Source organism: Methanolobus sp. ZRKC3 (assembly GCF_045291275.1).
Taxonomy (GTDB): Archaea; Halobacteriota; Methanosarcinia; order Methanosarcinales; family Methanosarcinaceae; genus Methanolobus.
In genome coordinates this window covers 1,675,569-1,697,163 of the sequence record NZ_CP146982.1, presented here as the reverse complement: position 1 = coordinate 1,697,163, position 21,595 = coordinate 1,675,569, and the positions used below count along the sequence as shown (strand labels likewise).

Annotated in this window: 23 protein-coding genes and 1 tRNA gene; 12 read left to right on the top strand and 12 right to left on the bottom strand. The window is 44.4% G+C overall.

Annotated features, from left to right (window positions below):
* Nucleotides 1-163 precede the first annotated feature (163 nt).
* Both thsB and V7O66_RS08535 read right to left on the bottom strand, forming a co-directional pair.
* Nucleotides 164-1,804, bottom strand: a complete 1,641-nt coding sequence (thsB, locus tag V7O66_RS08540; protein ID WP_406659885.1) for a thermosome subunit beta — start codon at nucleotides 1,802-1,804, stop codon at nucleotides 164-166.
* 198 nt (nucleotides 1,805-2,002) lie between these two features.
* The gene (locus tag V7O66_RS08535; RefSeq protein ID WP_406659884.1) at nucleotides 2,003-2,176 is read right to left on the bottom strand and encodes a DUF5350 domain-containing protein; all 174 of its coding nucleotides are present in this window, start codon (nucleotides 2,174-2,176) and stop codon (nucleotides 2,003-2,005) included.
* 140 nt (nucleotides 2,177-2,316) lie between these two features.
* Here V7O66_RS08535 and V7O66_RS08530 point away from each other — a divergent pair, with 140 nt between their 5' ends.
* Both V7O66_RS08530 and V7O66_RS08525 read left to right on the top strand, forming a co-directional pair.
* A complete protein-coding gene (locus tag V7O66_RS08530; RefSeq protein WP_406659883.1) occupies nucleotides 2,317-3,039 on the top strand; it encodes a YkgJ family cysteine cluster protein in 723 nt (240 codons plus the stop codon).
* 54 nt (nucleotides 3,040-3,093) lie between these two features.
* Nucleotides 3,094-4,257, top strand: coding sequence for an MFS transporter (locus tag V7O66_RS08525; RefSeq protein WP_406659882.1), 1,164 nt, complete (start codon nucleotides 3,094-3,096; stop codon nucleotides 4,255-4,257).
* 8 nt (nucleotides 4,258-4,265) lie between these two features.
* Here the strand turns inward: V7O66_RS08525 and V7O66_RS08520 are convergent, their stop codons facing one another.
* The 5 genes from V7O66_RS08520 to V7O66_RS08500 all read right to left on the bottom strand — a co-directional run bounded on the left by V7O66_RS08520 (nucleotide 4,266) and on the right by V7O66_RS08500 (nucleotide 9,181).
* The gene (locus V7O66_RS08520; protein WP_406659881.1) at nucleotides 4,266-5,372 is read right to left on the bottom strand and encodes a TIGR04013 family B12-binding domain/radical SAM domain-containing protein; all 1,107 of its coding nucleotides are present in this window, start codon (nucleotides 5,370-5,372) and stop codon (nucleotides 4,266-4,268) included.
* 12 nt (nucleotides 5,373-5,384) lie between these two features.
* The gene (locus V7O66_RS08515) at nucleotides 5,385-5,786 is read right to left on the bottom strand and encodes a DUF126 domain-containing protein (RefSeq protein WP_406659880.1); all 402 of its coding nucleotides are present in this window, start codon (nucleotides 5,784-5,786) and stop codon (nucleotides 5,385-5,387) included.
* Nucleotides 5,776-6,972 (bottom strand): aconitase X, encoded by a 1,197-nt coding sequence (locus V7O66_RS08510; RefSeq protein ID WP_406659879.1) that lies wholly within the window; start codon nucleotides 6,970-6,972, stop codon nucleotides 5,776-5,778. Before V7O66_RS08510 ends, V7O66_RS08515 begins: the two co-directional genes overlap by 11 nt.
* A gap of 54 nt (nucleotides 6,973-7,026) precedes the next feature.
* On the bottom strand, nucleotides 7,027-8,298 hold the full coding sequence (locus V7O66_RS08505; protein WP_406659878.1) for a UbiD family decarboxylase: 1,272 nt from the start codon (nucleotides 8,296-8,298) through the stop codon (nucleotides 7,027-7,029).
* Between the two features lie 73 nt (nucleotides 8,299-8,371).
* Complete coding sequence (locus V7O66_RS08500) at nucleotides 8,372-9,181, bottom strand: ABC transporter ATP-binding protein (RefSeq protein WP_406659877.1); 810 nt, start codon at nucleotides 9,179-9,181, stop codon at nucleotides 8,372-8,374.
* 278 nt (nucleotides 9,182-9,459) lie between these two features.
* On the opposite strand from V7O66_RS08500, the gene V7O66_RS08495 reads away from it, so the two are divergent.
* Nucleotides 9,460-11,352, top strand: a complete 1,893-nt coding sequence (locus V7O66_RS08495) for an ABC transporter substrate binding protein (RefSeq protein ID WP_406659876.1) — start codon at nucleotides 9,460-9,462, stop codon at nucleotides 11,350-11,352.
* 26 nt (nucleotides 11,353-11,378) lie between these two features.
* On the opposite strand, the gene ygiD is transcribed toward V7O66_RS08495, so the two are convergent.
* The 3 genes from ygiD to V7O66_RS08480 all read right to left on the bottom strand — a co-directional run bounded on the left by ygiD (nucleotide 11,379) and on the right by V7O66_RS08480 (nucleotide 12,664).
* Entirely contained in the window at nucleotides 11,379-12,194 is an 816-nt protein-coding gene (gene ygiD, locus V7O66_RS08490; protein WP_406659875.1) for a 4,5-DOPA dioxygenase extradiol, read from the bottom strand.
* Between the two features lie 67 nt (nucleotides 12,195-12,261).
* Nucleotides 12,262-12,465: a YwbE family protein gene (locus V7O66_RS08485; RefSeq protein ID WP_406659874.1), complete on the bottom strand. Its 204-nt coding sequence runs from the start codon at nucleotides 12,463-12,465 to the stop codon at nucleotides 12,262-12,264.
* Nucleotides 12,466-12,590: 125 nt separating this feature from the next.
* A tRNA-Thr gene (locus tag V7O66_RS08480) sits at nucleotides 12,591-12,664 on the bottom strand.
* Nucleotides 12,665-12,741: 77 nt separating this feature from the next.
* On the opposite strand from V7O66_RS08480, the gene V7O66_RS08475 reads away from it, so the two are divergent.
* The 9 genes from V7O66_RS08475 (at nucleotide 12,742) to hisC (ending at nucleotide 20,567) form a co-directional block, all read left to right on the top strand.
* A complete protein-coding gene (locus tag V7O66_RS08475; RefSeq protein WP_406659873.1) occupies nucleotides 12,742-13,296 on the top strand; it encodes an aldolase in 555 nt (184 codons plus the stop codon).
* Nucleotides 13,297-13,353: 57 nt separating this feature from the next.
* Complete coding sequence (gene pgsA / locus V7O66_RS08470; protein WP_406659872.1) at nucleotides 13,354-13,962, top strand: archaetidylinositol phosphate synthase; 609 nt, start codon at nucleotides 13,354-13,356, stop codon at nucleotides 13,960-13,962.
* Between the two features lie 56 nt (nucleotides 13,963-14,018).
* Complete coding sequence (locus tag V7O66_RS08465; RefSeq protein WP_406659871.1) at nucleotides 14,019-14,462, top strand: archease; 444 nt, start codon at nucleotides 14,019-14,021, stop codon at nucleotides 14,460-14,462.
* Between the two features lie 120 nt (nucleotides 14,463-14,582).
* A complete protein-coding gene (locus V7O66_RS08460) occupies nucleotides 14,583-16,049 on the top strand; it encodes an RtcB family protein (protein ID WP_406659870.1) in 1,467 nt (488 codons plus the stop codon).
* A 313-nt stretch (nucleotides 16,050-16,362) separates the two neighbouring features.
* The gene (locus tag V7O66_RS08455; protein ID WP_406659869.1) at nucleotides 16,363-16,836 is read left to right on the top strand and encodes a PUA domain-containing protein; all 474 of its coding nucleotides are present in this window, start codon (nucleotides 16,363-16,365) and stop codon (nucleotides 16,834-16,836) included.
* A gap of 128 nt (nucleotides 16,837-16,964) precedes the next feature.
* Complete coding sequence (locus tag V7O66_RS08450; RefSeq protein ID WP_406659868.1) at nucleotides 16,965-17,816, top strand: acyltransferase; 852 nt, start codon at nucleotides 16,965-16,967, stop codon at nucleotides 17,814-17,816.
* 52 nt (nucleotides 17,817-17,868) lie between these two features.
* On the top strand, nucleotides 17,869-18,195 hold the full coding sequence (locus V7O66_RS08445; protein WP_406659867.1) for a hypothetical protein: 327 nt from the start codon (nucleotides 17,869-17,871) through the stop codon (nucleotides 18,193-18,195).
* Nucleotides 18,196-18,379: 184 nt separating this feature from the next.
* Nucleotides 18,380-19,486 carry an acetylornithine transaminase gene (locus V7O66_RS08440; protein WP_406662616.1) on the top strand — a complete coding sequence of 369 codons (1,107 nt, stop codon included), beginning with the start codon at nucleotides 18,380-18,382 and terminating at the stop codon, nucleotides 19,484-19,486.
* Nucleotides 19,473-20,567, top strand: a complete 1,095-nt coding sequence (gene hisC / locus V7O66_RS08435; RefSeq protein ID WP_406659866.1) for a histidinol-phosphate transaminase — start codon at nucleotides 19,473-19,475, stop codon at nucleotides 20,565-20,567. Before V7O66_RS08440 ends, hisC begins: the two co-directional genes overlap by 14 nt.
* Here hisC and V7O66_RS08430 read toward each other — a convergent pair whose 3' ends face one another.
* Together V7O66_RS08430 and V7O66_RS08425 are read right to left on the bottom strand one after the other, a co-directional pair.
* On the bottom strand, nucleotides 20,568-20,927 hold the full coding sequence (locus V7O66_RS08430) for a dihydroneopterin aldolase family protein (protein ID WP_406659865.1): 360 nt from the start codon (nucleotides 20,925-20,927) through the stop codon (nucleotides 20,568-20,570).
* 8 nt (nucleotides 20,928-20,935) lie between these two features.
* Nucleotides 20,936-21,586, bottom strand: a complete 651-nt coding sequence (locus V7O66_RS08425) for an archaetidylserine synthase (protein WP_406659864.1) — start codon at nucleotides 21,584-21,586, stop codon at nucleotides 20,936-20,938.
* Between the last annotated feature and the right edge of the window lie 9 nt (nucleotides 21,587-21,595).

The following is a 21,595-nucleotide window of genomic DNA, read 5'->3' as shown; positions in this document are numbered from 1 at the left end:
AAATCCCGGACTAAAAAATAAATTTATACCAACTTTGATATATGCAAATATGCTGGCCTTGAGACAGAAATAGCTAAAGTAAATGTTAAGTTAAATTTAGTTCAAGAAAAAAAATTGTAGGCGCAGATAATCCGCGCCTGTATATAGTTTTTTGATATCAGATTTACATCATGCCAGGTGGCATTCCACCCATACCGCCAGGCATACCGCCCATCATATCAGCGTCTGCTCCCTGTCTGGATGCGATGATATCATCGATCCTGAGGATCATGACTGCGGATTCTGCTGCTGCATTAACTGCCTGGGTCTTTACTCTGAGTGGCTCAACAACGCCAGCTTCCCACATGTCAATTACTTCGCCGGTGTAGACATTAAGACCTGCTGTCTTTACGCCCTTCTCGTGGTGTGCGCGCAATTCCATGAGCATGTCTATTGGGTCGAGACCTGCATTTTCTGCAAGGGTTCTTGGAACGATTTCAAGTGCCTCTGCGAATGCTTTTACTGCAAGCTGCTCTCTGCCGCTGAGTGTTGCTGCGTATTCCTGAAGTCTGAGTGCAACTTCAACTTCTGGGGATCCGCCGCCAGCTACAAGCTTTTCGTCCTCGATAGCAACGCCAACTACTCTGAGTGAGTCGTTGAGTCCTCTCTCGATGTTGTCGATCACATGGTCTGTACCACCGCGGAGAAGGATGGATACTGCCTTTGGATTGTCACAGCCTGTGATGAAGGTCATCTGGTCGCCACCAATCTTTCTTTCTTCAGCGAGGTCAGCTTTACCAAGGTCTGCTTCTGTGATCTCATCTATGTTTGTAACGAGCTTTGCACCAGTTGCTCTTGAAAGCTTCTGCATGTCGCTCTTCTTGACACGTCTGATTGCGAAGACTTCTGCCTTTGCGAGGTAGTGCTGTGCCATGTCGTCAATGCCCTTCTGGCAGAATACTACATTTGCACCGCTTGCTGTGATCTTCTCAACCATGCCCTTGATCATCTGTTCTTCCTGGTCGAGGAATAACTGAAGCTGGTCTGGGGATGTGATGGATATTTCTGCATCGACTTCTGTGTCTTTAAGCTCAATTGCAGAGTTCAAAAGCAAGATCTTAGCGTTTTCGACCTTCTTTGGCATGTTGGTGTGTACACGTTCCTTATCAATGATCATTCCTGAAATAAGCTCGGATTCTTCGATACGTGCTCCGACCTTCTTCTCGATCTTGATGTTTTCCATGTCTACTTTGCCTTCTTCGTCGATAATGCTTGTGATAGCATCAACAGTGATGTTAGCAAGTATTTCCTTTGTAGCTTCTGCGCCTTTACCGGTCATTGCTGTTCCGGAAATGTTCATAAGTACATCTCTGTCTGTTCTTGTAACTGACTTTGCAAGTGTCTGAAGGAGTTCTCTTGCTTTTTCGGAAGCCATTCTGTATCCGGATGCGATGATTGTTGGGTGTACGTCATCCTCGATAAGGTCTTCAGCTTTCTTAAGAAGCTCACCAGCAATTACTGCAGCTGTTGTTGTTCCGTCACCGACTTCGTCGTCCTGTGTCTTTGAAACTTCAACGATCATCTTTGCTGCAGGATGTTCAATGTCCATCTCTTTAAGGATGGTTGCACCATCGTTTGTGATTACTACATCACCAAGGCCATCTACAAGCATCTTGTCCATTCCTTTTGGACCAAGAGTTGTTCTGACTGCTTCAGCAACAGCTTTTGCTGCCATGATGTTGTTGCTCTGTGCCTCTCTGCCTCTTGTTCTCTGGCTACCTTCTCTTAATATGAAAATTGGCTGTCCTGCCATCTGTCCTGCCATATACTTTATCCTCCTATTAGTGATATTAGAGTGATTAATTTAAATTTAAGCCGTTTTTTAATGATTGTAGTTCTATATATACGTATTGGCTACATGTCAAGTCCGGATGGACTGCAAATTTGCCCGAAAATGGCACTTACAATCACTTAATAAAATAAGTCTGAAAAAGAAAAAAAGTGAAAATATAGTGAGATATATTTATCTCACGAGAGCTTTTTGTGATCTTGGGAGGAATCTTCTTTTTGCGCCGGATGACATGTATCTCTGTGCAGGACCTGGATGTGCTTTACCTGATCTGCTTTTTGGCACTTTAATTGTTCTTCCGTTTCTTCCCTTTACTTTAACCCATTCAATGCTGCCTGTTTTACCCATTATTTGTCCTCGGATGATTTGTATATGTAATGTTTAAAATAATATATGATTATTATTACCTTGAGTTTACCCATAGATGTAGCTCTTATTATTAAACTTTACGGGAATCCCTAATCATATGCTTTTAAGTACAATATCACATGAAATATGCATCAAAGGAGTTGATTGCTTTTACTGCATCCATTGAAGAACAAATAAGCCATGTACGGAACGAATTAAATGAGCTTGAAGCTTACTCTGATGATGAACTCTGTTCTATCATAAAAGAAGTTGGTTTTGAATGTGACTTCTGCGGCCGTTGCTGCACAAGGGAATTCAATGACCACGTTTTTTTGCTGGATGCTGATGTCCCTGTAATAAGAGATATTGATCCCGATGCACTTGAGCCTGCGCCCTATCCTGAATTTTGTGATAAGTTTGGCAACTTCTACGTTTCAGGATATGCACTGTGCGTAAAAGAAGATGGTTCATGTGTATTTCTAAATGAGAAGCGATGTAGTATTTACTCCAAGCGCCCTTCCATCTGCAGTCTCTATCCATACATGTTGCACCGTGAGGCTGATGAGGATGGCAACATTGACTGGCGGCACGTAAGTGGGCTCGATCAGCATGGTTGTTATCATTCAGAGACAAGCGATGTTGAATGCGAGGACATTGCATCAGATATCAAAGAGTATGAAACAGCCTATCTCAGACAGAAACTGTCTTTCTATGAAAAAGTCAATGAACATTTCAATAAGAATAAACTCAGGCATGTTCAGGGGGTTTATGACAGGGAAATGAGAAAATACAAAAAGGGAGGCGAAATTAAGGTATTTGTATTCTTCAATGGCAAATTTGAGGAACACACAATTCACAATTGATATTTCTCATGCGCACATGAGGGATCAAAGCATGTGTCCGGGTTGGGAACTGAAATGGCTGGAAAAGTAACACTTCCTATTCTTTTGCTGGTTGCATTCTTCGCAATGTCCGCTGGCGCAATAGTAGCTCCTGTGCTGCCCTTTATGGTGGAGCCCCTGAACACCTCCCGTGAGGCAGTGGGTCTTGTTCTGGGTGCATATACATTTTCCACTGCATTTTTCATGTTCTTCCTCAGCACCATTATGGACCGCGTGGGGAGAAAGTCTATCCTTATACCTTGCCTGCTTATCAACGGTATTGTTGGTGGTACATGTTATTTTGCTCCAGACCTGGAAACCCTGCTGATACTGAGGTTCATTCAGGGTGTGGGTATCGCAGGCATGTTGCCTATTGTTATGACAATGATAGGCGAGTTGTACAGTGGATTTGACCGTGTGAATGCCATGGGTATGATGAGCATGACCACGGGCATAGGGGGTGTATCAGCTCCTTTGATCGGGGGAGCAATGGCAGTTTATGGGTGGAATGTCCCCTTCCTTTTCTATTTTCTTACAGTTCCACTTGCTGTAGTCGCCGTTTTCATGCTGCCGGAAACAAACCTCCCGGAAATGCGGACAAAGAATGGGATGTTCGATCTTGCAAAGAGCCTGGGGGATGTGCGTATCTCCTACACCATGTTTCTGGCATTTGCTGTTTTCTTCCTGCTCTATACAATGGTGATATATGTCCCCTTCACTTTGAAAGAAAACTATGGCTTTGATGCCAGGCAGGCAGGGCTTGCACTGGGATTTCAGGGAATCGCCATGGCAATAGTTGCTTCCAGGGCGAAAAACCTGGCTGAAAAACATGGAAAGCAATTGATAGTAAGACTTGGTTTTATTGTTACAGGCATTGCACTGGCCGGGACTGCTCTGGCAAATTCCCTGCTGCTAAATATGCTATTTATATTCCTGTTTGGAATTGGCTTTGGCATGGTGCAGCCATCCCTTAATACCCTCATAACTCAAGTTGCCCCTCCCAAAATGATGGGGGGCGTAGTGTCCATCTATAATATAATGAAGTATGTGGGGCAGACTGCAGCACCCCTGCTTCTTGCGCTGGTGCTTTTCAATTTCAGTCTTCCTGTGGTATTTGTAAGTTCAAGTGTCATTGCGTTTATAGCAGCTGCCACACTTTATGCGGCAAAGGATATTTATGCAGGACTGGATGGGAAATGATCGTATGCCTATTCCCAGGATCCTGTAACCTTTCCCTTCAAAGCCATCTTCCCCAGTACTTTCCTGAAACGCTTGCTCACAGGTGCGGTTTTGACATCTGCGTAGGGAGTTCCGGGCAGGGGTGTGAGGTAATGTGAATGCACATGACCGCCCTTTTTGCATATCCACTTGATAAGCTCAAGGCTCATGTCCTGTTCTTCCTCGGTCTCATCGGGGAATCCCACCATGAAGTCCACCACAGGGGTCAGCCCGTGCTCAAAACAGAGTTCAAGGCTTCGGACAACATCATCAACTGTGTGTCCTCTTAATATATCTCTCAAGATCCTGTCACTACCTGACTGTGCGCCCAGGCTCAGTTTGGTATTGGTACAGTATTTGGTGATAATTTCCAGTGATTCGTTGCTGATGAATTCGGGCCTTACTTCTGAAGGGAATGTCCCGAAATAGATGGTCTTTCCTTCCATCTGGTGAAGGGTTGAAAGCAATTTTTCAACTTTGTCAAGTCTGGGGTGGATACCATCGCTCCCGTATGCAAGGGCGTTGGATGATGTGAACCTCAAATCATTGTAATGCTTTGCGCAGGCTACAATTGAATCGATACTCCTGTGTCTGACCTTTCCCCCAAAGAGTCGGGGTGTCTGGCAGTACTTGCACCGAAATGGGCATCCACGGCTGATCTCAATGGGTGCCATGAGGATATTCGGGTCAAAACATGGGTAATCATCCAGATTGACAGCTTCCCTCTTTTCAGTGAATATGATATTCCCGTCTTTGTCCCTGTAGGCAATACCCCTGACCTTGCTCACATCCGTTCCTGCCTTCAGGGTGCGCACAAGTTCAGGTAAGGTTTCCTCGCCTTCTCCCACAACAACATAATCGAAATACTGCAATGTTTCTTCAGGCGCGCCTGATGGATGCGGTCCCCCTGAAATAAAAATGGAATTAGTGCTGGAATCAGCCACCTCTTTAAAAACAGATTCCGCCTGCCTGCTGGCAAAGCTATAGATCATTATCCCTTCATGGGGGCTCTTTACCCTCAATGCATCGGGTATCAGTGGTGCCAGTGCAGCAAGGCTGTAGGCATTCTTCTTATTCCAGCGAAAACAGGTTTCCATGTTCGGGGTGAATTAATCGGTGATCTCAACAAAGCCTTCTGTTCCATCGACCATGACCCTGTCTCCATCCTTCAGTATATCAAAGGGGTCACTTTCCATCTTATCCACAAGTGGTATGCCGGAGATTATGGCTCCTACTGCAACAATTGGTTCAGATTCAACATTTATCATTGCGGCTGGCGCAACACCGTTCTTAATGAGCTGATACAGCACATAAGACCCAACTGTTGATCCTTTCCCGTGGGGGAAAACAAGCACTTTATCCTTGATGCATTTGCCATAGAGCTCATGCTGTGGTTCGACAACTATCCCGGTTTGTGGGTCTACATTACCCAGAAATGATATGGCATCGTGTGTCAGGATGGCTTCTCCCTCTGCAACTCCTCTTGAGATGCTCCTGCATTTAATTCTCATCGAGTACACCTGCCTCTTTTATGCATTGTTCAATGCTTCCATATTTTGCCGCAACCCTGCACATGCTCGGAACATATGCAAGTGCCTTGCCGGAATTTACCATCATGCACTGGAAGTTGTTGGATGCAGGTGAGACCACCATACAGGTATCGCAAACGACCTTTGCCCCGCTCTTCTCAATGATGCTGACAAGCTCAGGATTCCGTTCTGCGACTTCCCTTGAAGTGCATACCCACATCTCCTTCTGTACAGTCTTGCCGTCAAGCAATCCTGCAATTCTCTGCATCTCGTCAGGAGAGCAGTGCGGGCAACCAACTGTAACGATATCTGTTTCCTTTACTTCATCGCCGATCTGTGCTGTCTTCTCATATACCTCAAGTATATCCTCTCTTCCAACACTGATGTTCTCAGCAGGTTTCTCATAGTTTAATTTAACAGCATCAGGCGTAACTCCTTCAACATGGTAGAGGGCAACAGCACCGGATGCCGCAAGAGCAGCTCCAAGGCCTTTCAGCTCATCTTCCGATGGTTTTGACTGCATGTAAAAAATAGGCACTCTGTTTCCAATATTTTTGCCAACTGAATATCCCAGTGCTCCGTAATCTGACCCGGAGAGTTTGGAATCCACGGTTACTGCGATAACCGGTTCACGCATTTCATCAAGGTGGTATCCATAGTTGGCAGTTTTACCTACAAGTGCTGCTGAAAGTGCGGATGGTCCGCCTTCCCTGTTGGTTCTTGCCCCGATCACGGAGTTTGAGTATGATACTGCAGAGGACTCGCTCCATGCCAGATGGTCACCGTACTTCACATCGAAACCCTCAAGGTAATATGGTGTACATGTGCATTTTGACATAATGCCAAGTTTTTCGTAAGCAGCAACGATCTCATGTTGCTTTTTTGCGAAATCAGATTCAATTCCCATCTCTTCCCATCGAAGCATGTCCATGCCCGCAGGGTTGAGTATGGAAGGGATCTTCACCTTGCCATTGAGGTCGGATATCCATTCGAGTCCTGCATCTCCTATGGTCTTGTAGGATACTCCTGCTATCTGTGCACTTTTGATGGGGATAAGTCCATCTGCTCCGTAAATATCTCCCAGTGCCACAAGTATCTCTATTGCTTTTTGAAGTGTTTCCCCGTCTTCGCCATTCAGGGTTCTCTCTTCTTCTTTTGTAAGGTGCATACCAATCTGTTCCGTTTTATTCTTCCCTTTGTTTTGATCTGGCTATTCGCAGCTCTACTCGGGCATCTTCGCCCTTTCGAAGTTCTCTGCCTCGACAAGTACCTTTGTGGCATCGATACCTACCTTGGTGGTAGTGCCATCAGGTGAACCCCTCGGGTCAAGGGAGCTTCCCCGTACATTGGGTATTATCATAATGTCCATGTCACCTTTTACTCTGGTGGCAATGGCAAATTCCACATCGTTCAGGTCGAATATATCTATGTCCTCATCCACGACAACAACGTGTTTCAGGCTTGTGTGGCTGGCAAAGGCTGCCATGATGGCGTTCTTCCCGTCACCTTCGGTCTGTTTCTCTATCTGGACAACAGCATGCAGGTAGCAGCATCCGCCCTCGGTGAGCACCACGTTCTTCACGGTGGTCACTTCACTTACTGCATTGTATATCCTGGGTTCGTAGGGAACTCCCATCATCAGTAAATGCTCAGGGCCTGCAGGCAATATGCCATGGTATATAGGGTCCTTGCGGTGCAGTATTCTTGTGATATGGATAACAGGCTCCTGTCTGATGAGGTCATATGTGCCTGTGATGTCAACGAATGGTCCTTCATCCACTCTTTCTTCAGGGTCGATATATCCTTCAAGCACGATCTCGGCATGAGGTACCTTTATTCCGTTGCTACATTCGAAAACCTCAACTGGCCTGCCCCTGAGGGCTGCAGCATAATTAAGTTCCTTTCCTGCGGGAACCCTTGTGGTGGATGCGAATGTGACTGTGGGGTCAGCTCCGAGAACGATAGCAACAGGAAGTTTCTCCCCCTTGTCCGCGGCTTTCTTGTGGAGTACGTAGGTATGTCTGGGTGCTACCAGCCTTGCGGCGATCCTTGTTTTATCGACCACAAGCATCCTGTGTATGGCTGCATTCATGGTTCCGTCGTATTCGGCAACAACAATACCTGCTGTAATGTAGGGTCCTGCATCCTTCTCGAAATGTGTCATTATTGGAAGTTTGGTGAGATCAACATCATCTTCAATGACTTCCATTGTGGGGGAATTGTCCACGAGGACCACCTCTCCGTCAGGTGATATCTCTGAGAGTTTCTGGATGATCATGTCCTTCTCAACGCCGAACATCGCTGCAAGCTCATCCCTTGAGCCAAGGACATTCATAATAGCCTTGTTGCCATCAATATTATGGAACAATACTGGCGCTGGTGTTTTCTTCGCAATGCGTGGTGCTTCGAACACCTTTGAAACAGGTTCGGTGACCTCGACCAGTTTTCCTGACTCTCTGAGTTTATTGATGAATTCCCTCATATTATCATCCATATAAAAGTGTGGCTTAGTGAAATAAATTGCTGCTTTAAATCGTTATCTTCTATAAATAGTATTTCTGGCAGTTTCAGCACCATGCATTGTAGTATCCATCTTTTTCCACGACATGGACTGGCAGTTCGAAGAGCTCTGTTAGTTTTTCTTCGGTCAGCATGTCCTCTTTTTTGCCATCAGCGAATACTTTTCCATTCTTGAGCAAAATAACACGTCCAATTTCGGGAATGATATCTTCAAGGTTGTGGGTAACAAGGATAATGCTCTTACCATGAGCTGCTATCTTCCTTGTTGTTTCCCTGAACTGGTAGTGGCTTTTTATGTCCAGGCTGTTGGCAGGCTCGTCAAGCACAAGGACCTTTGGGTCGTGAACAAGTGCTCTTCCTATCAAAAGTCTTCTGGCTTCCCCTGTTGACATCTCTGATATCATCTTGTCGTAGAGATGCGCGATATCAAGGAATTTCATTACTTCAAGAACAGTTTCCATCATTTCAGGCTTTACCTTATGGTTGGGATATATTCCTATGCTGCTGAAAAAACCCGATAGTACCACATCAAATCCATATATCTCTCTGTTGTAGTCTACCTGAAGTTCTCCTGATACTATACCAAGCAGGCTTCGAAGCTCGGAGATGTTCCATAGTTCTTTGCCGAGTATCCGAAAGTCCATCTGGCTGTCAGCAAGGGGTCGATAGTCACCTGTGATGACCTTGATGGTGGACGACTTTCCTGAGCCGTTGGGTCCTACTATGGCAACATTCTCTCCCTGTTCGATCCGAAGGCTGATGGAATCCAGTATATTCTTCCCCTGTCTGGAAACTACCAGTTCACTCATTTCGATAAGTGCTGTGTGATTGGTATTATCTTCATGTATTCCGGGCATACTATCACTGTACCTGCTTCTTCATGAATAAAACTGCTTCCCCTCTCTGGGTTGAATGTTGATATGTACTATTTTGAAGAAAGAGGATGAGGATACACTTTAGTTTGTTTTAAAGAAGACTGTCTTATATTTAATTATATGATATATTTATATAAGCGGTGTGCATAGTTTTCTCCTACTAATATTTTGTGTAAACATTGCGCAATTTACCGTTTATCAACTGATAATATATGATACTGCCAAAAACGATTAGGATTTCCTTTATTTTATTCCTTGTAATGAGCCTGTTATTTGGAGGAGTCATTCTAGTCTCTGCGCAGGGTGTTTACGGTCAGGAGCAACCATATGATCCCAACCATGAACCTGCAACGATACTTATTCTTCACTCATACTATCCCACATATGAATGGTCCAACGATATTACGGCTGGAATATTAGATGTCCTTAAAAGTAGTCCTTACCGCGATTCAGAGGTATACTTTGAATATATGGATGCTAAAAGGCATTCCAGTCCGGAATACATTGCTAGCCTTGCGGAAGTGTATAGGCAGAAATACAAGGATCCTGATCAGTTTGACCTGATAATATGTTCTGATAACCATGCGATAGATTTCCTCTCTTCAGAGACCGGGCTTGAGATATTCCCTTCAGATATCCCGGTTGTTTTCTGCGGAGCCAACGATTATGATCCGACCTGGCTTGAGAACAGGCCCGATATGACTGGTGTTATTGAATCTACCGAACCTGATCAGACTCTTAATGTCATATTGAAGGCCCATCCTGAGGCAAAGAATCTGCTTGTTATAGGTGATCACAATACGCATACATCTCAGATAGTCACAGAGCAGACAAGGCAAGCCTTTGCCTTTTATGAGGATTTTCTGCAGATTCATTACCTTGAGGATATGACGGCATATGAGATGCAAGAAACCGTTGCAAATGTCTCTGAAGATACTGTTATTTACTTGCTTTTATTCAATAGGGATAGTGAAGGAAATGAGGTTACCATGTTGGAATCCATTGGGATGATAGCTGCAAGTGCAGAGGTACCTGTATATTCTTCATGGGAGTTCTATCTTGGAAATGGAATTGTTGGGGGCAAACTGACGAATGCCTACAACGAGGGAAGTAATGCAGGCGAGACTGCCTTAAAGGTGCTGGCTGGTGAATCACCTGCGGATATTCCTATAGGAGATAGCAAAGACCATGACTTCATGTTCGATTGGGAGCAAATTGAACGTTTCTCTATATCCGAAGATGACCTTCCTAAGGGTAGTATTTTCATTAACAAGAATCCTTCATTCTATGAACTGTACAAAAAAGAGATACTTGCCACTTCTGGCTTAATATTCTTCCTGATTATTGTGGTATCAGTGCTTCTGGTCAATCAGGAGAAGCTCAAAGCTACGCAGGCTGAGTTACTGACTGCCAAGGGGAGGGCTGAGAATGCAGATCGGTTGAAGTCGGCATTTATTGCCAATGTGAGTCATGAATTGCGTACTCCTCTTAATGGTATACTTGGTTTTTCAGATATGCTTAAGATGCCTGATATATCTGCTGAAAAAAAAGAACAATATGTGGATATCATAAAAAATAGCGGTGGCCAGCTCTTAGCTCTTATAAATGATATCATGGACATATCCAGTATAGAAGCAGGTCAGATGACGGTAGCTAAACAGGAGTTCGCTGTCAATTATATTCTTTTTGAACTGTATTCTGTGTTTAAGCCACAATTCGATATCAAGACTCCTCTTGTGGGGCTGGAACTTGAGACTGAACTTAATGATGTAGATTCTGTGATATGCTCGGACGAACAAAAGATTCGCCAGATACTCACTAATCTGTTGGGCAATGCGATGAAGTTTACGCAGGAGGGTTCAGTGGAGTTTGGTTACAGGATATTGGACGATAGAATTATGGAATTCTATGTGAAAGATACTGGAATTGGTATACCTGAAGATAAGTTCGATTGTGTTTTTGCACGTTTCCAGCAGGTTGATGATTCGCCCTCAAGAAGATACGATGGAACTGGTCTTGGCATGTCTATTTCAAAAGGCCTTGCAAAAATCCTGGGTGGCGATATAAGGTTCGAGTCAGAATATGGTGTTGGCAGTACTTTCTATTTCACAGTTCCTTGTGGTATGGACGATGGTGAATGCAGCACAGAGTAATTGCTTAAGTGTGGGGCTGCCATATCTCATCCAATTTGAAAACTTCTCATGGAAACCGATGCATGCTGGAATCCTTCATGGATAAATGTTAAAGGCTCGTCCTTTTCCTGCAGGGCTATTGCATATATCATGGGTAAGTAATGGTCCAGTGTCGGCACTGCCCGAGGGGCTGTTTCACCCATGCTCTGGTATTCTATCAGATCCCTATGGTTCCCTGATAGCAGATTGGATCTTACCTTCTCATCGAATTCCACTGCCCATTCATAAGGTTCTGCATCTACATTGCCAAAATCAATTTCTCCCAGGTTATGTACTATATTGCCGCTGCCGATGATCAGAACTCCTCTTCTGCGCAGTTCCCCAAGCTCAGCTGCCAGGTCATAATGATGTTGGATCAATTTAGGGTGCCACTCGTTAAAGGAATAGTTAAGGCTCATTTCGAACACGGGAATATTGGCTTCAGGGTACATGTGTTTCAAAACAGCCCAGGAGGCATGGTCCAGTCCCCATTCATCGCTGCATTTAACCTGTGCTTTGCTCACGTTCTTGCTCACAAATTCGGCATTATCGGGTGAACCTGGACTCTGGTAATGAACTTCATATAACGCCTGCGGGAATCCGTAAAAATCATGGATGGTCCTGGGTTTTTCATTGCATGTGACATACGTCCCGTTTGTCAGCCAGTGTGCCGAAATAACCATTATGGATTTTGGTTGTGGCAGTTTATTCCCGAGTTTAACAAGGCTCTCGGTGTAGCTGTTCTGCAAAACTATATTCATGGGCGAACCATGCCCGATGAATAACACAGGCATTTTCCCTGTATCGGTTAAATTCTCACTCATTATATGACCCCTTATTAAAAAGGGGAGTTGTATGTATTAAAGCCTTTTTTGGTTCAATTTATCTATTTTAGTTAGTGCCATGGATCTCCTTCACTCTTCCCACCTGGCCATCTTCCAATTGCACTTTAATTCCGTGTGGGTGAGTTGAGGATTTAGTCAGGATCCGCTTGACAACACCCTGGGTTATTTTCCCGCTTCTCTGGTCTTGCTTGAGAACGATCCCTACGCTCAATCCAATCTTGATATTTGCTCTACTGCTACCTGGGTTCATGACGCAAGGTGAGTCTGGGATTATATAAGCCTATTCACTCATGGGGATGGTGTCAAATGGTATCGCTATGAATTAGAATAATACTCATGTTTATAGTTTAAAAAAATAGATATAAAAAGATTAAGAGCCTCGAGCGTGATTTGAACACGCGACCTAGTGATTACAAATCACTCGCTCTGCCGGGCTGAGCCATCGAGGCACCTATTTATGTTAAGCACCCCTTACATAGCGTAATAGCAGATAAATATTATGGTTATTTTCCCCTTGGTGATGTCAATGTGGCGTGAAATCTCTAGAATAGGTAAAAAACTTGTGGACAATGGACTTGTCGAATCTCATTTTGGCAATATCAGTGTCAGGGTCGGTAACAGGATGCTTATTACACGCAGCGGGGCAGCCCTTGATGAGATTGGCGAGAGTAGTGTTGTTGAAGTTGGCCTTGAAGGTAGTAGCGCTCTTGATATCATTGCGTCTTCAGAGACTGTTGTGCACCGTGCCATCTACAAGAACAGCCCTGCACTTGCCATAGTACATGCCCACTGTCCCTTTGCGGTAACTCAGTCTCTTCTTGCACAGGGCGATAAGATCGAGCCTGTTGACAGTGAGGGGCAGTATTTCCTTGGTGATGTTCCTATAGTCAAAGGAGGCATCGGTTCTGATGAACTTGCCACAAACCTGGCATCGACGTTGGCGTCCCATAAGGCGGCTATCGTATACAGTCACGGTACATTTGCAACAGGTAAAATACTGGACGAGGCTTATGTGATGACAACTCAGGTGGAGCATTCCTGCAAGATAAAATACTGGTACGACCTTGCAAAAAATCGCTAGAATCGGGTATTTCAGGAAAAAGTTAAATCTCAAAACAGTTCATTTGGTACAGTATTCATGACTTTCGATGCACTCAGGCCCCTCGCCACAAAGATTCTAGAACCCATTGCAAAGGCAATGGCAAATGCAGGTATATCTCCGAATGCAGTTTCAATCTTATCACTGATTTTTGCAGCTCTTTCCGGTTTACTGTATTATTACTCCACAGACAGTCCTACCGTGGTGCTTGTTGCTGGTATTCTGGTAGCATTGAACTCATTCCTGGATGCAATGGATGGTCTCATGGCACGCTATCTGGGAGTTGCAAGTGCAAAAGGTGATTTCCTTGACCATACCATAGACCGTTATTCGGATGTTTTCATAATTTGCGGTATATTCTTTGGCGGACACGTGCAATGGCAGATAGGTGCTGTTGCAATCGTGGGTGTGCTACTTACAAGTTATCTTGGAACGCAGGCACAGGCACTGAATCTGGGGCGTTACTACGGTGGGATCATTGGCAGGGCTGATCGGATGGTACTGATCATGTTGTCTTCGCTGCTGTACTACTTCTATCCGCTTGAGGTATATGGATTCACGTCCCTTGGCTGGATGATCCTTATCATAGCAGTAGGCAGTCACATAACTGCATTTCAGAGGATACTTCATATCTGGAAGCAGCTTTAATTATGTTCTATTTTCGTGAGGAACTGATTTAATTATGGTCAGGTCAATCTAGGTGCATGACCTCCTCCACTGATCAAAAATTCGAGTATCTGGAACATACAGCAGATGCCAAGTTCATAGCCTATGGCAAGACTCTTAAAGAGGCTTTTGAGAATGCGGCTCTTGCAATGATGAATGTGATGATCGACACGGATACGGTACAAAATGTGCATTCAGAAACTATCGAATTGAATTCTGCTGACATGGATGCCTTGCTCTTTGACTGGCTTTCAGAAGTGCTTTTTGTTTTTGAAGTGGAGAACATCGTTTTTAATGGTTTCATTATCGATATCCTTGAGCAGCAGGAGGGTGAGTGTCACCTTGTTGCAAGGCTTTTTGGAGAGCCTATTGACCTGTCCGTACATAAGTTCGATACCGAGGTAAAAGCTGCAACTTATAATGATATGCATATCGGGCAGACGGATAATGGCTGGATGGTTCGGGCAACTGTGGATACATGATGTGCGTTGTCCTCTGAAATTTCATGATTTATTTTATATTGTTCGTTCAAACCATCAATATATTCATACACTTTGAAATTATAGTCTAAATTATACATTTTATCAAAAGGAAGAGTCACTATGTCACAGGAAAATGAAAAATCGGTTTTCGATGTGCTTACCCGGATCAATGATAATACATGGGAGCTTCCCGAAGATTTCAAACCCGGCATGAATGTCCCGGGCAGGATCTTTCTTTCAAGGTCCCTTCTCGATGCGCTTGAGTGGGATGCTCTTGATCAGGTGGCAAATGTTGCATCACTTCCGGGAATCCAGAAATACTCCTTCGCAATGCCTGACGCACATATAGGTTATGGTTTTCCCATAGGCGGGGTTGCAGCATTTGATAAGGATACTGGTGTTATAAGCCCTGGTGGTGTGGGTTTTGATATTAATTGTGGAGTTCGCCTGATACGTTCCAATCTAATGGAAGACGACGTGCGTCCTGTACTTACTGAACTACTTGATGCATTATTTGAGGCAATCCCTACAGGGGTGGGTTCAAAGAGCCGCCTGAGAGTTAATGATGTGGAACTGGATGAGGTATTCACTCAAGGTGTAAAGTGGGCTGTAGAGAATGGCTATGGCAGTGTAGCTGACATGGAGCACTGTGAGAGCAAAGGTATGATCCCAGGTGCAGATCCCTCAAAGGTCAGCATAAAGGCCCGCAAACGTGGCAGACCACAGATAGGCACGCTTGGAAGTGGAAATCACTTCCTTGAAGTTCAGTATGTAGATAAGATCTATGATGAAAAGGCAGCTGAAGCCTTTGGTCTGAAGGAAGGGCAGATAACCTTCATGATCCATTGCGGTTCTCGCGGCGCAGGTCATCAGATATGCACAGATCATTTGCAGATACTTACTCAGGCCTCCAAAAAATACAAGATCTCTCTGGCTGACAAGCAGCTTGCATGTGCACCTGCACAATCTCCCGAAGCGCAAGACTACTTCAAGGCAATGGCTTGTGCTGCAAACTACGCCTGGGTGAACAGGCATGTTATCATGCACTGGTCACGTGAGGTATTTGAGCGCTTCTTTGCAAAGGAATTCGGGGATCTGGGTCTGGATCTGGTCTATGATGTGGCGCATAATGTCGCCAAACTCGAAGAACATACGGTGGATGGGAAAAAGAAGGAACTATATGTTCACAGGAAGGGCGCCACACGCGCTTTCCCACCGGGACATCATGATCTGCCTGAAGATTATCGTGAAACAGGTCAACCGGTGATAATTCCCGGAAGCATGGGTACTGCATCCTATGTTCTGCATGGTACGGAAGATGCCATGGATATCAGTTTTGGTAGCGCCTGTCATGGTGCAGGACGTGTCATGAGCCGATCGCATGCAAAACGTGAACTTCGTGGTGAGGATGTGCAGAAGTCCCTGGGTTCAAGGGGCATTGTTGTAAGGGCAACACAACCTTCATTAATAGCCGAAGAAGCTCCGCAGGTATACAAATCGAGCAGTGAGGTCGTAAATGTGGTTCATGATCTTGGAATTGCGAAAAAAGTAGCAAGATTACTTCCAATGGGAGTCATAAAAGGCTAATTAACCTGTTATTTTTCTTTTTTTAGGCTAATTCATGCACAGGCACGCCTAAATGGTTGAATATTATCAAAATGAGCAATGAGGAAACGGGATGTTGTTTGAGGGGATGAATGGTTTTGCTTGGTTACAGTTACTATATCTTTGAATACAGTTACAAGCAGTTCCCGTTTCCTCAATCTTATAGTTAGCCATTATTATATATAAATTTGTTTGACATTCCTTATATACTATTGTTCAAAATCAGCAGGAATCATGTGCATTTTAATGCCTGTGGACCGCTATCAATTTAATACTTATGCATTATTTAGCAGCTATGACGAGCAGCGATAAGAATCTAAAAAAGGTCCGCATAATGGCTGACTTTCAATTTGGAAAAGGGAGTGGGAATGCTCTTTTTCCCGACAGTGTGACATTCCAGCTTTCAAAGACTAAACGTGTAAGGCAGATTCTCAATGAAGGCAAACATATTGCAACAGCTCGTGCAAAAGACGGTACACTGACCCTTAGTATTGAAGGTGCAGCGACCTTACATGGTCAAATCCCATCTCCTAAAGGAAGGGTAGTGGTCTGCGGGGATGCGGTTCCTTTTGTTGCAAAGGGTAAGACAACTTTTGCAAAACATGTACTATCCCTTGACCCTGAACTTCGTGCAGGTGACGAGGTAATGGTCGTAAGCGAGTCTGACGATCTGCTGGCTACGGGTCAGTTGCTTCTTTCTCCTCATGAAATATCTGTTCTGGACAAGGGTGCAGCGGTTGATGTCAGGCGTGGCAGGGACCAGTCATAGAATAGTTATTAATACCTATATCTATTACATAGAATAAAATTAAAATCATAGCAACCAATGTACTTGCTAGAGCAAAATCCCCATGTTCGGAGAGTGAAACCATAGAAGAAGAGATTTTCAAGACTTTTGTGATTCCTGATAATACCAGGATGGAAGAGCACACAATAGTCGTAGATGGGGATGTCATTATAGGTAATCATTCTGACATCAAATACGGTATAATCTCGAACAGCGCCATACTTGGTGAGAGGGTGGAACTTTCCGGTGACCTTATCTCAACCTCGGATGTGAGGGTAGATATATGGTCCCAGATAGGTGGCAATGTCAAAACGGATACAAATGCCTATATTGGTGAGTTTGTCACCATTGACGGTAAACTCATAGTAAAAGGTGACCTGGATATTGGAAACGATGTCAAGATTAACGGTGGGTTTGAAGCAAAAGGCTGGATAGTTGTGCGCAATCCAGTTCCTGTGATGGTATATCTCTTCCTCTACATCAGCGAGCTTCTGAGACTTGGTAAGGATGAAGAAGTCGAAAAGGCGCTTGAAGAACTCTTCGAGGATGACTTAGAATCAATAGGTCTAAACAGTATGATAGTTCCCAACGGTTCCAAGATCTCCATTGATTCCATCAGAGTACCTTCCAGGGCTACCATAGGCAGTAATTGCAGGCTTGTGGGTAACATTCGTGCCTCTTCACTGGAAATGGACGATGGGACAACATTGTATGGTAGTATTCGTACGATACAGGATATTTACCTTGGTAAGGATAATATCATTCATGGAAATATTATTTCACGGGGCAATGTGCACATTGCCAAAGGAACTCATATTCTCGGCGAGGTCAATGCCCAGAGCATAACCATACATGAAACTGCTCGTGTGGATGGTGTTATGCGCGCACAGGGCGGTATCGTATTTGAGAGGGAAGATGACAATATTCTTAGTGACAGGGAATTGATGGAACTGGATATATGATGTTCATCCTTCGTCAGCTGATCATTTAGCTGCGAATCTCTGGGGTTTATTTATGGGTGCAATTGAGTTGTTCAATTTTGTTGACCTTGCTATCAGGCTGGGGATTGTTGTCTTGTCCTTGTTGATCTCTAACTTGCTGATAAAGATCGATGCGGATGTTATCCGTTCCCGAATATATGTTTCGTTTGGAAAACTCAAGGGATATTTCTTTCTTTTGACCATCGGATTCTTCGTATGGTTTGCGGCAGCTATTTTTATCGTCAATGGTACAAGCGAGACACTTGTAGGTTCTCTGATGATTCTTTTCCAGTTACTTGTTCTTTTTTTCCTGTATCATCTGTATGTCGCTATTAGGGTGCCTGACAGACGGATACTCTAGATTGAGATAATTCATCCAATTTTCATTTTTTAAATGATATTACGGAAGATCTGAGGTATATTTCCAATAGTCAGATTTAAAATCAGTTCGCATATTATTATCAAGAGGTGTTTACTTGAAATCTCATATTAATTCCCAATTACCAATCCATGAATCAGTTATCGAAAAAGATGCACAGTATGTAATGCAGACCTATGGCCGCCAGCCCATCGTACTTAGTAAAGGGTCAGGTTCCCGCGTGTGGGATGTCAACGGCAATGAGTATATTGATTGTGTTGCAGGCATCGCTGTGAACAACATTGGTCACTGTCATCCTAAAATGGTAGATGCACTCAAGAAGCAGGCTGAAGAGCTGATACATGTTTCCAATCTCTACTATACCGAAGCACAGGCAGAGCTTGCAGAACAGCTTATCGATATCACCGGTATGGGGCGTGTATTCTTCTGTAACTCTGGCACAGAGGCCGTGGAAGCTGCCATGAAGCTGGCACGTGTGGCTACCGGTAAAACGGATTTCATTGCCGTAGAACACTCTTTCCATGGGCGTACTTTGGGTTCTCTTACGGTTACTTACAAGGACATGTATCGCAATCCTTTCAAGCCATTGATCCAGGATGAGCTATTTGTACCTTACAATGATTCCCAGGCGATCGCTGACGCGATCACTGAAAATACGGCAGCTGTAATAATGGAACCTATCCAGGGTGAGGGCGGTATCAATGTTCCTTCTGATTCCTACCTGAAAGAGGTTCGCCAGATATGTGATGAAACCGGAATCCTTTTGATATTCGATGAGGTGCAGACCGGTTTTGGCAGGACTGGTGAGTGGTTCTGCAAAGACCATTCAGGTGTTGAGCCTGATATCATGACAATGGCAAAGGCTCTGGGTGGAGGCTTCCCAATGGGTGCAATAGCAGCTCGTGAAGGTATCTCTTTCGGACGTGGGGAGCATGCAGCAACCTTTGGCGGAGGTCCGCTTGCATGTGCCGCAGCCCTTGCTTCAATTGAGATCATCCGTGAGGAGAAACTTGTGCAGCGCTCAAAAGAAATTGGCGAGTACTTCCGGAACAAGCTTGAGAACATGTCTCTTGACGGGGTCGTGGATGTACGTGGCCGTGGCCTTATGTTGGGTGTTGAACTTGACAGGAAATGTGCAGACCTGGTTGAACATGGGCGCAAGAATGGTGTGCTGTTGAACTGCACATCAGAGACTGTATTACGTATTGCTCCTCCTCTTACTATAACAAAGGAAGAGATCGATCGGGTGGTGAGCGTGCTTGAGCAGGCCTGAACTTATCAAGGAGGAGATTGCAGGCATTGCTGAATACGTTCCAGGCAAGTCCATTGAAGAGATTGCCAGTAAATATGGCTTCCATCCTGCATCGGTAATAAAACTGGGTTCCAACGAGAATGTACTTGGTCCATCCACAAAGGCAATTGAATCTATGGTGGATCATGCAAAGGATGTGAACATCTATCCTTCAGCAGATGCATCAGAACTTGTGGATGCAATATCTGTCTATACCGGTTTACCTGTGGAGAATATCTGTGCATCTGGTCCTGGAATGGATGGTCTGCTGGATAATCTCATGAGGCTTCTCATATCAGCCGGTGACGAGGTAATAATCCCTACACCGACATTTTCATACTATGGGATTGCTGCCTGTGCAAACGGTGCAGTGCCGGTCTACGTAGAGCTAAATGAGGATTATAGTCTTGATACAGACGCTATAATGAATGCAGAGTCCGACAGGACAAAGGTCATATTCCTGTGCTCACCAAACAATCCTACAGGGAGGCTTGTGGAAGAAGCTGACTTGCGCTCCATTCTGGAACACACTAGGGGACTTGTCTTTGTGGATGAGGCATACATTGAGTTCTCTGATGGAAATGTTGCTCATCTTCTCAATGAATATGACAATATCATAATTGGCAGGACTTTTTCAAAGGCTTTTGCTCTTGCAGGTCTGAGACTTGGATATGGCCTGATGCCTGCATGGCTCAAGGCGGAATACATGAAAATAGCAACTCCTTTCAATATCAGCGTCCCTGCGGTATTTGCAGGCATCGCTGCACTGTCAGATGCGGACCATCTGAAAAAGAGCATAAACTGTGCCATAGAGGGCCGTGATTACCTTAAGGGGAATATACCTTTCAAGGTATATGATTCCCAGGCAAACTTCGTGCTTGTGGATGTCTCTCCCTTGAGATCAAAGGATGTCACCGTCAGTCTGCTCGAAAAGGGTATTATTGTAAGGGATTGCAAATCCTTCAGGGATGCAGGTGACTCTCTCATCCGCGTTACGGTGGGCACTGCTGAACAAAATAAGAAGGTTGTGGCAGCATTTGAGGATGCTTCAAAGCTGCTATGATCAATATATTTTTTCTATTTTCATTAGTGGGTAGTCGAGCTTTTCATCAAATGCAAGGCTTACGTCCACTTTTGCAGAATCATATCTTGCTGTTATCCTGACATCCAGCATACGTCCTTCAAGTTCGCAGTATCCAAATTCACTGTTGAGCTTTGAACGTATCATGTCCCTGTTGATGGAGACCGTGATACTTTCGACACATGGCTGGACTGAAATGCTTTCTTGTACTGCTATTTCAAGACTATCTACAGTCTTCAGGTTGACAGGTGATCCTGTGAACTGGTGGTAGAGTGCACCAAGCTTAATACCTGCTTCAAAAAGTACGTTGTCACGGTCGCTTATATTATCCTCAGTATTCATAATCTTCCTCATGTTGTTTTTTTGATCACAGGTGAGATCACATAAAGTGTCATCAGTATCATCAATATGATTGCAAAGAAGTGTCCATATGCCATATTAAAAGCAAATGATACTATTATGGCTGCAAAGATCAATGCAATTATTATCAGGAGCTTGGTCTGTCTTGCTTTCTGGTAGGTGATGGTGCTTATCATCAGTATTCCCATGCTAAGGGCTATTATTATTGCCAGATATGTGTTGAAATATCTCTCCCCCATGAGCACATAAGATGAAAGTACTATTCCGCCTGCTGTGATGGGCAATCCACTAAAGGATGAAAAAGATGATTGTACCGTATTGAACCTGGCAAGTCTCAGTATGCCGCACAGGAAGTAAAAACAAAGTGCTGCAACAAGCAGGTAAGCTCCTTTGTCTCCGTTAAATGAGTAAAGGATTACTATGGGGGCCAGTCCGAATGAGATCACATCTGCAAGAGAATCCAGATTTCCGCCGATGTCACTACTGGCAATGCACCTTGAAAGATGTCCGTCAACACCATCTGCTACGGCGGCAATGAGGATGAGTGTTGGGGCAAGATATGTAAATTCATCCAACAGCAGGAGTATAGCTCCGACTCCACACAGGGCATTTGTCAATGTGACGAAATCGGCTAGTTTCAATGATTGAAA

Excerpts from the sequence above, each read along its gene's own strand:
- V7O66_RS08445 (WP_406659867.1), top strand. The coding sequence starts at position 17,869 with ATGGGTGCAATTGAGTTGTTCAATTTTGTTGACCTTGCTATCAGGCTG.
- V7O66_RS08530 (WP_406659883.1), top strand. The coding sequence starts at position 2,317 with ATGAAATATGCATCAAAGGAGTTGATTGCTTTTACTGCATCCATTGAA.
- pgsA (WP_406659872.1), top strand. The coding sequence starts at position 13,354 with ATGACTTTCGATGCACTCAGGCCCCTCGCCACAAAGATTCTAGAACCC.
- V7O66_RS08515 (WP_406659880.1), bottom strand. The coding sequence starts at position 5,786 with ATGAGAATTAAATGCAGGAGCATCTCAAGAGGAGTTGCAGAGGGAGAA.
- V7O66_RS08500 (WP_406659877.1), bottom strand. The coding sequence starts at position 9,181 with ATGCCCGGAATACATGAAGATAATACCAATCACACAGCACTTATCGAA.
- V7O66_RS08465 (WP_406659871.1), top strand. The coding sequence starts at position 14,019 with ATGACCTCCTCCACTGATCAAAAATTCGAGTATCTGGAACATACAGCA.
- V7O66_RS08440 (WP_406662616.1), top strand. The coding sequence starts at position 18,380 with ATGCAGACCTATGGCCGCCAGCCCATCGTACTTAGTAAAGGGTCAGGT.
- thsB (WP_406659885.1), bottom strand. The coding sequence starts at position 1,804 with ATGGCAGGACAGATGGCAGGACAGCCAATTTTCATATTAAGAGAAGGT.
- ygiD (WP_406659875.1), bottom strand. The coding sequence starts at position 12,194 with ATGAGTGAGAATTTAACCGATACAGGGAAAATGCCTGTGTTATTCATC.
- V7O66_RS08525 (WP_406659882.1), top strand. The coding sequence starts at position 3,094 with ATGGCTGGAAAAGTAACACTTCCTATTCTTTTGCTGGTTGCATTCTTC.
- V7O66_RS08455 (WP_406659869.1), top strand. The coding sequence starts at position 16,363 with ATGACGAGCAGCGATAAGAATCTAAAAAAGGTCCGCATAATGGCTGAC.
- V7O66_RS08495 (WP_406659876.1), top strand. The coding sequence starts at position 9,460 with ATGAGCCTGTTATTTGGAGGAGTCATTCTAGTCTCTGCGCAGGGTGTT.
- V7O66_RS08505 (WP_406659878.1), bottom strand. The coding sequence starts at position 8,298 with ATGGATGATAATATGAGGGAATTCATCAATAAACTCAGAGAGTCAGGA.
- V7O66_RS08430 (WP_406659865.1), bottom strand. The coding sequence starts at position 20,927 with ATGAATACTGAGGATAATATAAGCGACCGTGACAACGTACTTTTTGAA.
- V7O66_RS08520 (WP_406659881.1), bottom strand. The coding sequence starts at position 5,372 with ATGGAAACCTGTTTTCGCTGGAATAAGAAGAATGCCTACAGCCTTGCT.
- V7O66_RS08510 (WP_406659879.1), bottom strand. The coding sequence starts at position 6,972 with ATGCACCTTACAAAAGAAGAAGAGAGAACCCTGAATGGCGAAGACGGG.
- V7O66_RS08535 (WP_406659884.1), bottom strand. The coding sequence starts at position 2,176 with ATGGGTAAAACAGGCAGCATTGAATGGGTTAAAGTAAAGGGAAGAAAC.
- V7O66_RS08475 (WP_406659873.1), top strand. The coding sequence starts at position 12,742 with ATGTGGCGTGAAATCTCTAGAATAGGTAAAAAACTTGTGGACAATGGA.
- V7O66_RS08485 (WP_406659874.1), bottom strand. The coding sequence starts at position 12,465 with ATGAACCCAGGTAGCAGTAGAGCAAATATCAAGATTGGATTGAGCGTA.
- V7O66_RS08460 (WP_406659870.1), top strand. The coding sequence starts at position 14,583 with ATGTCACAGGAAAATGAAAAATCGGTTTTCGATGTGCTTACCCGGATC.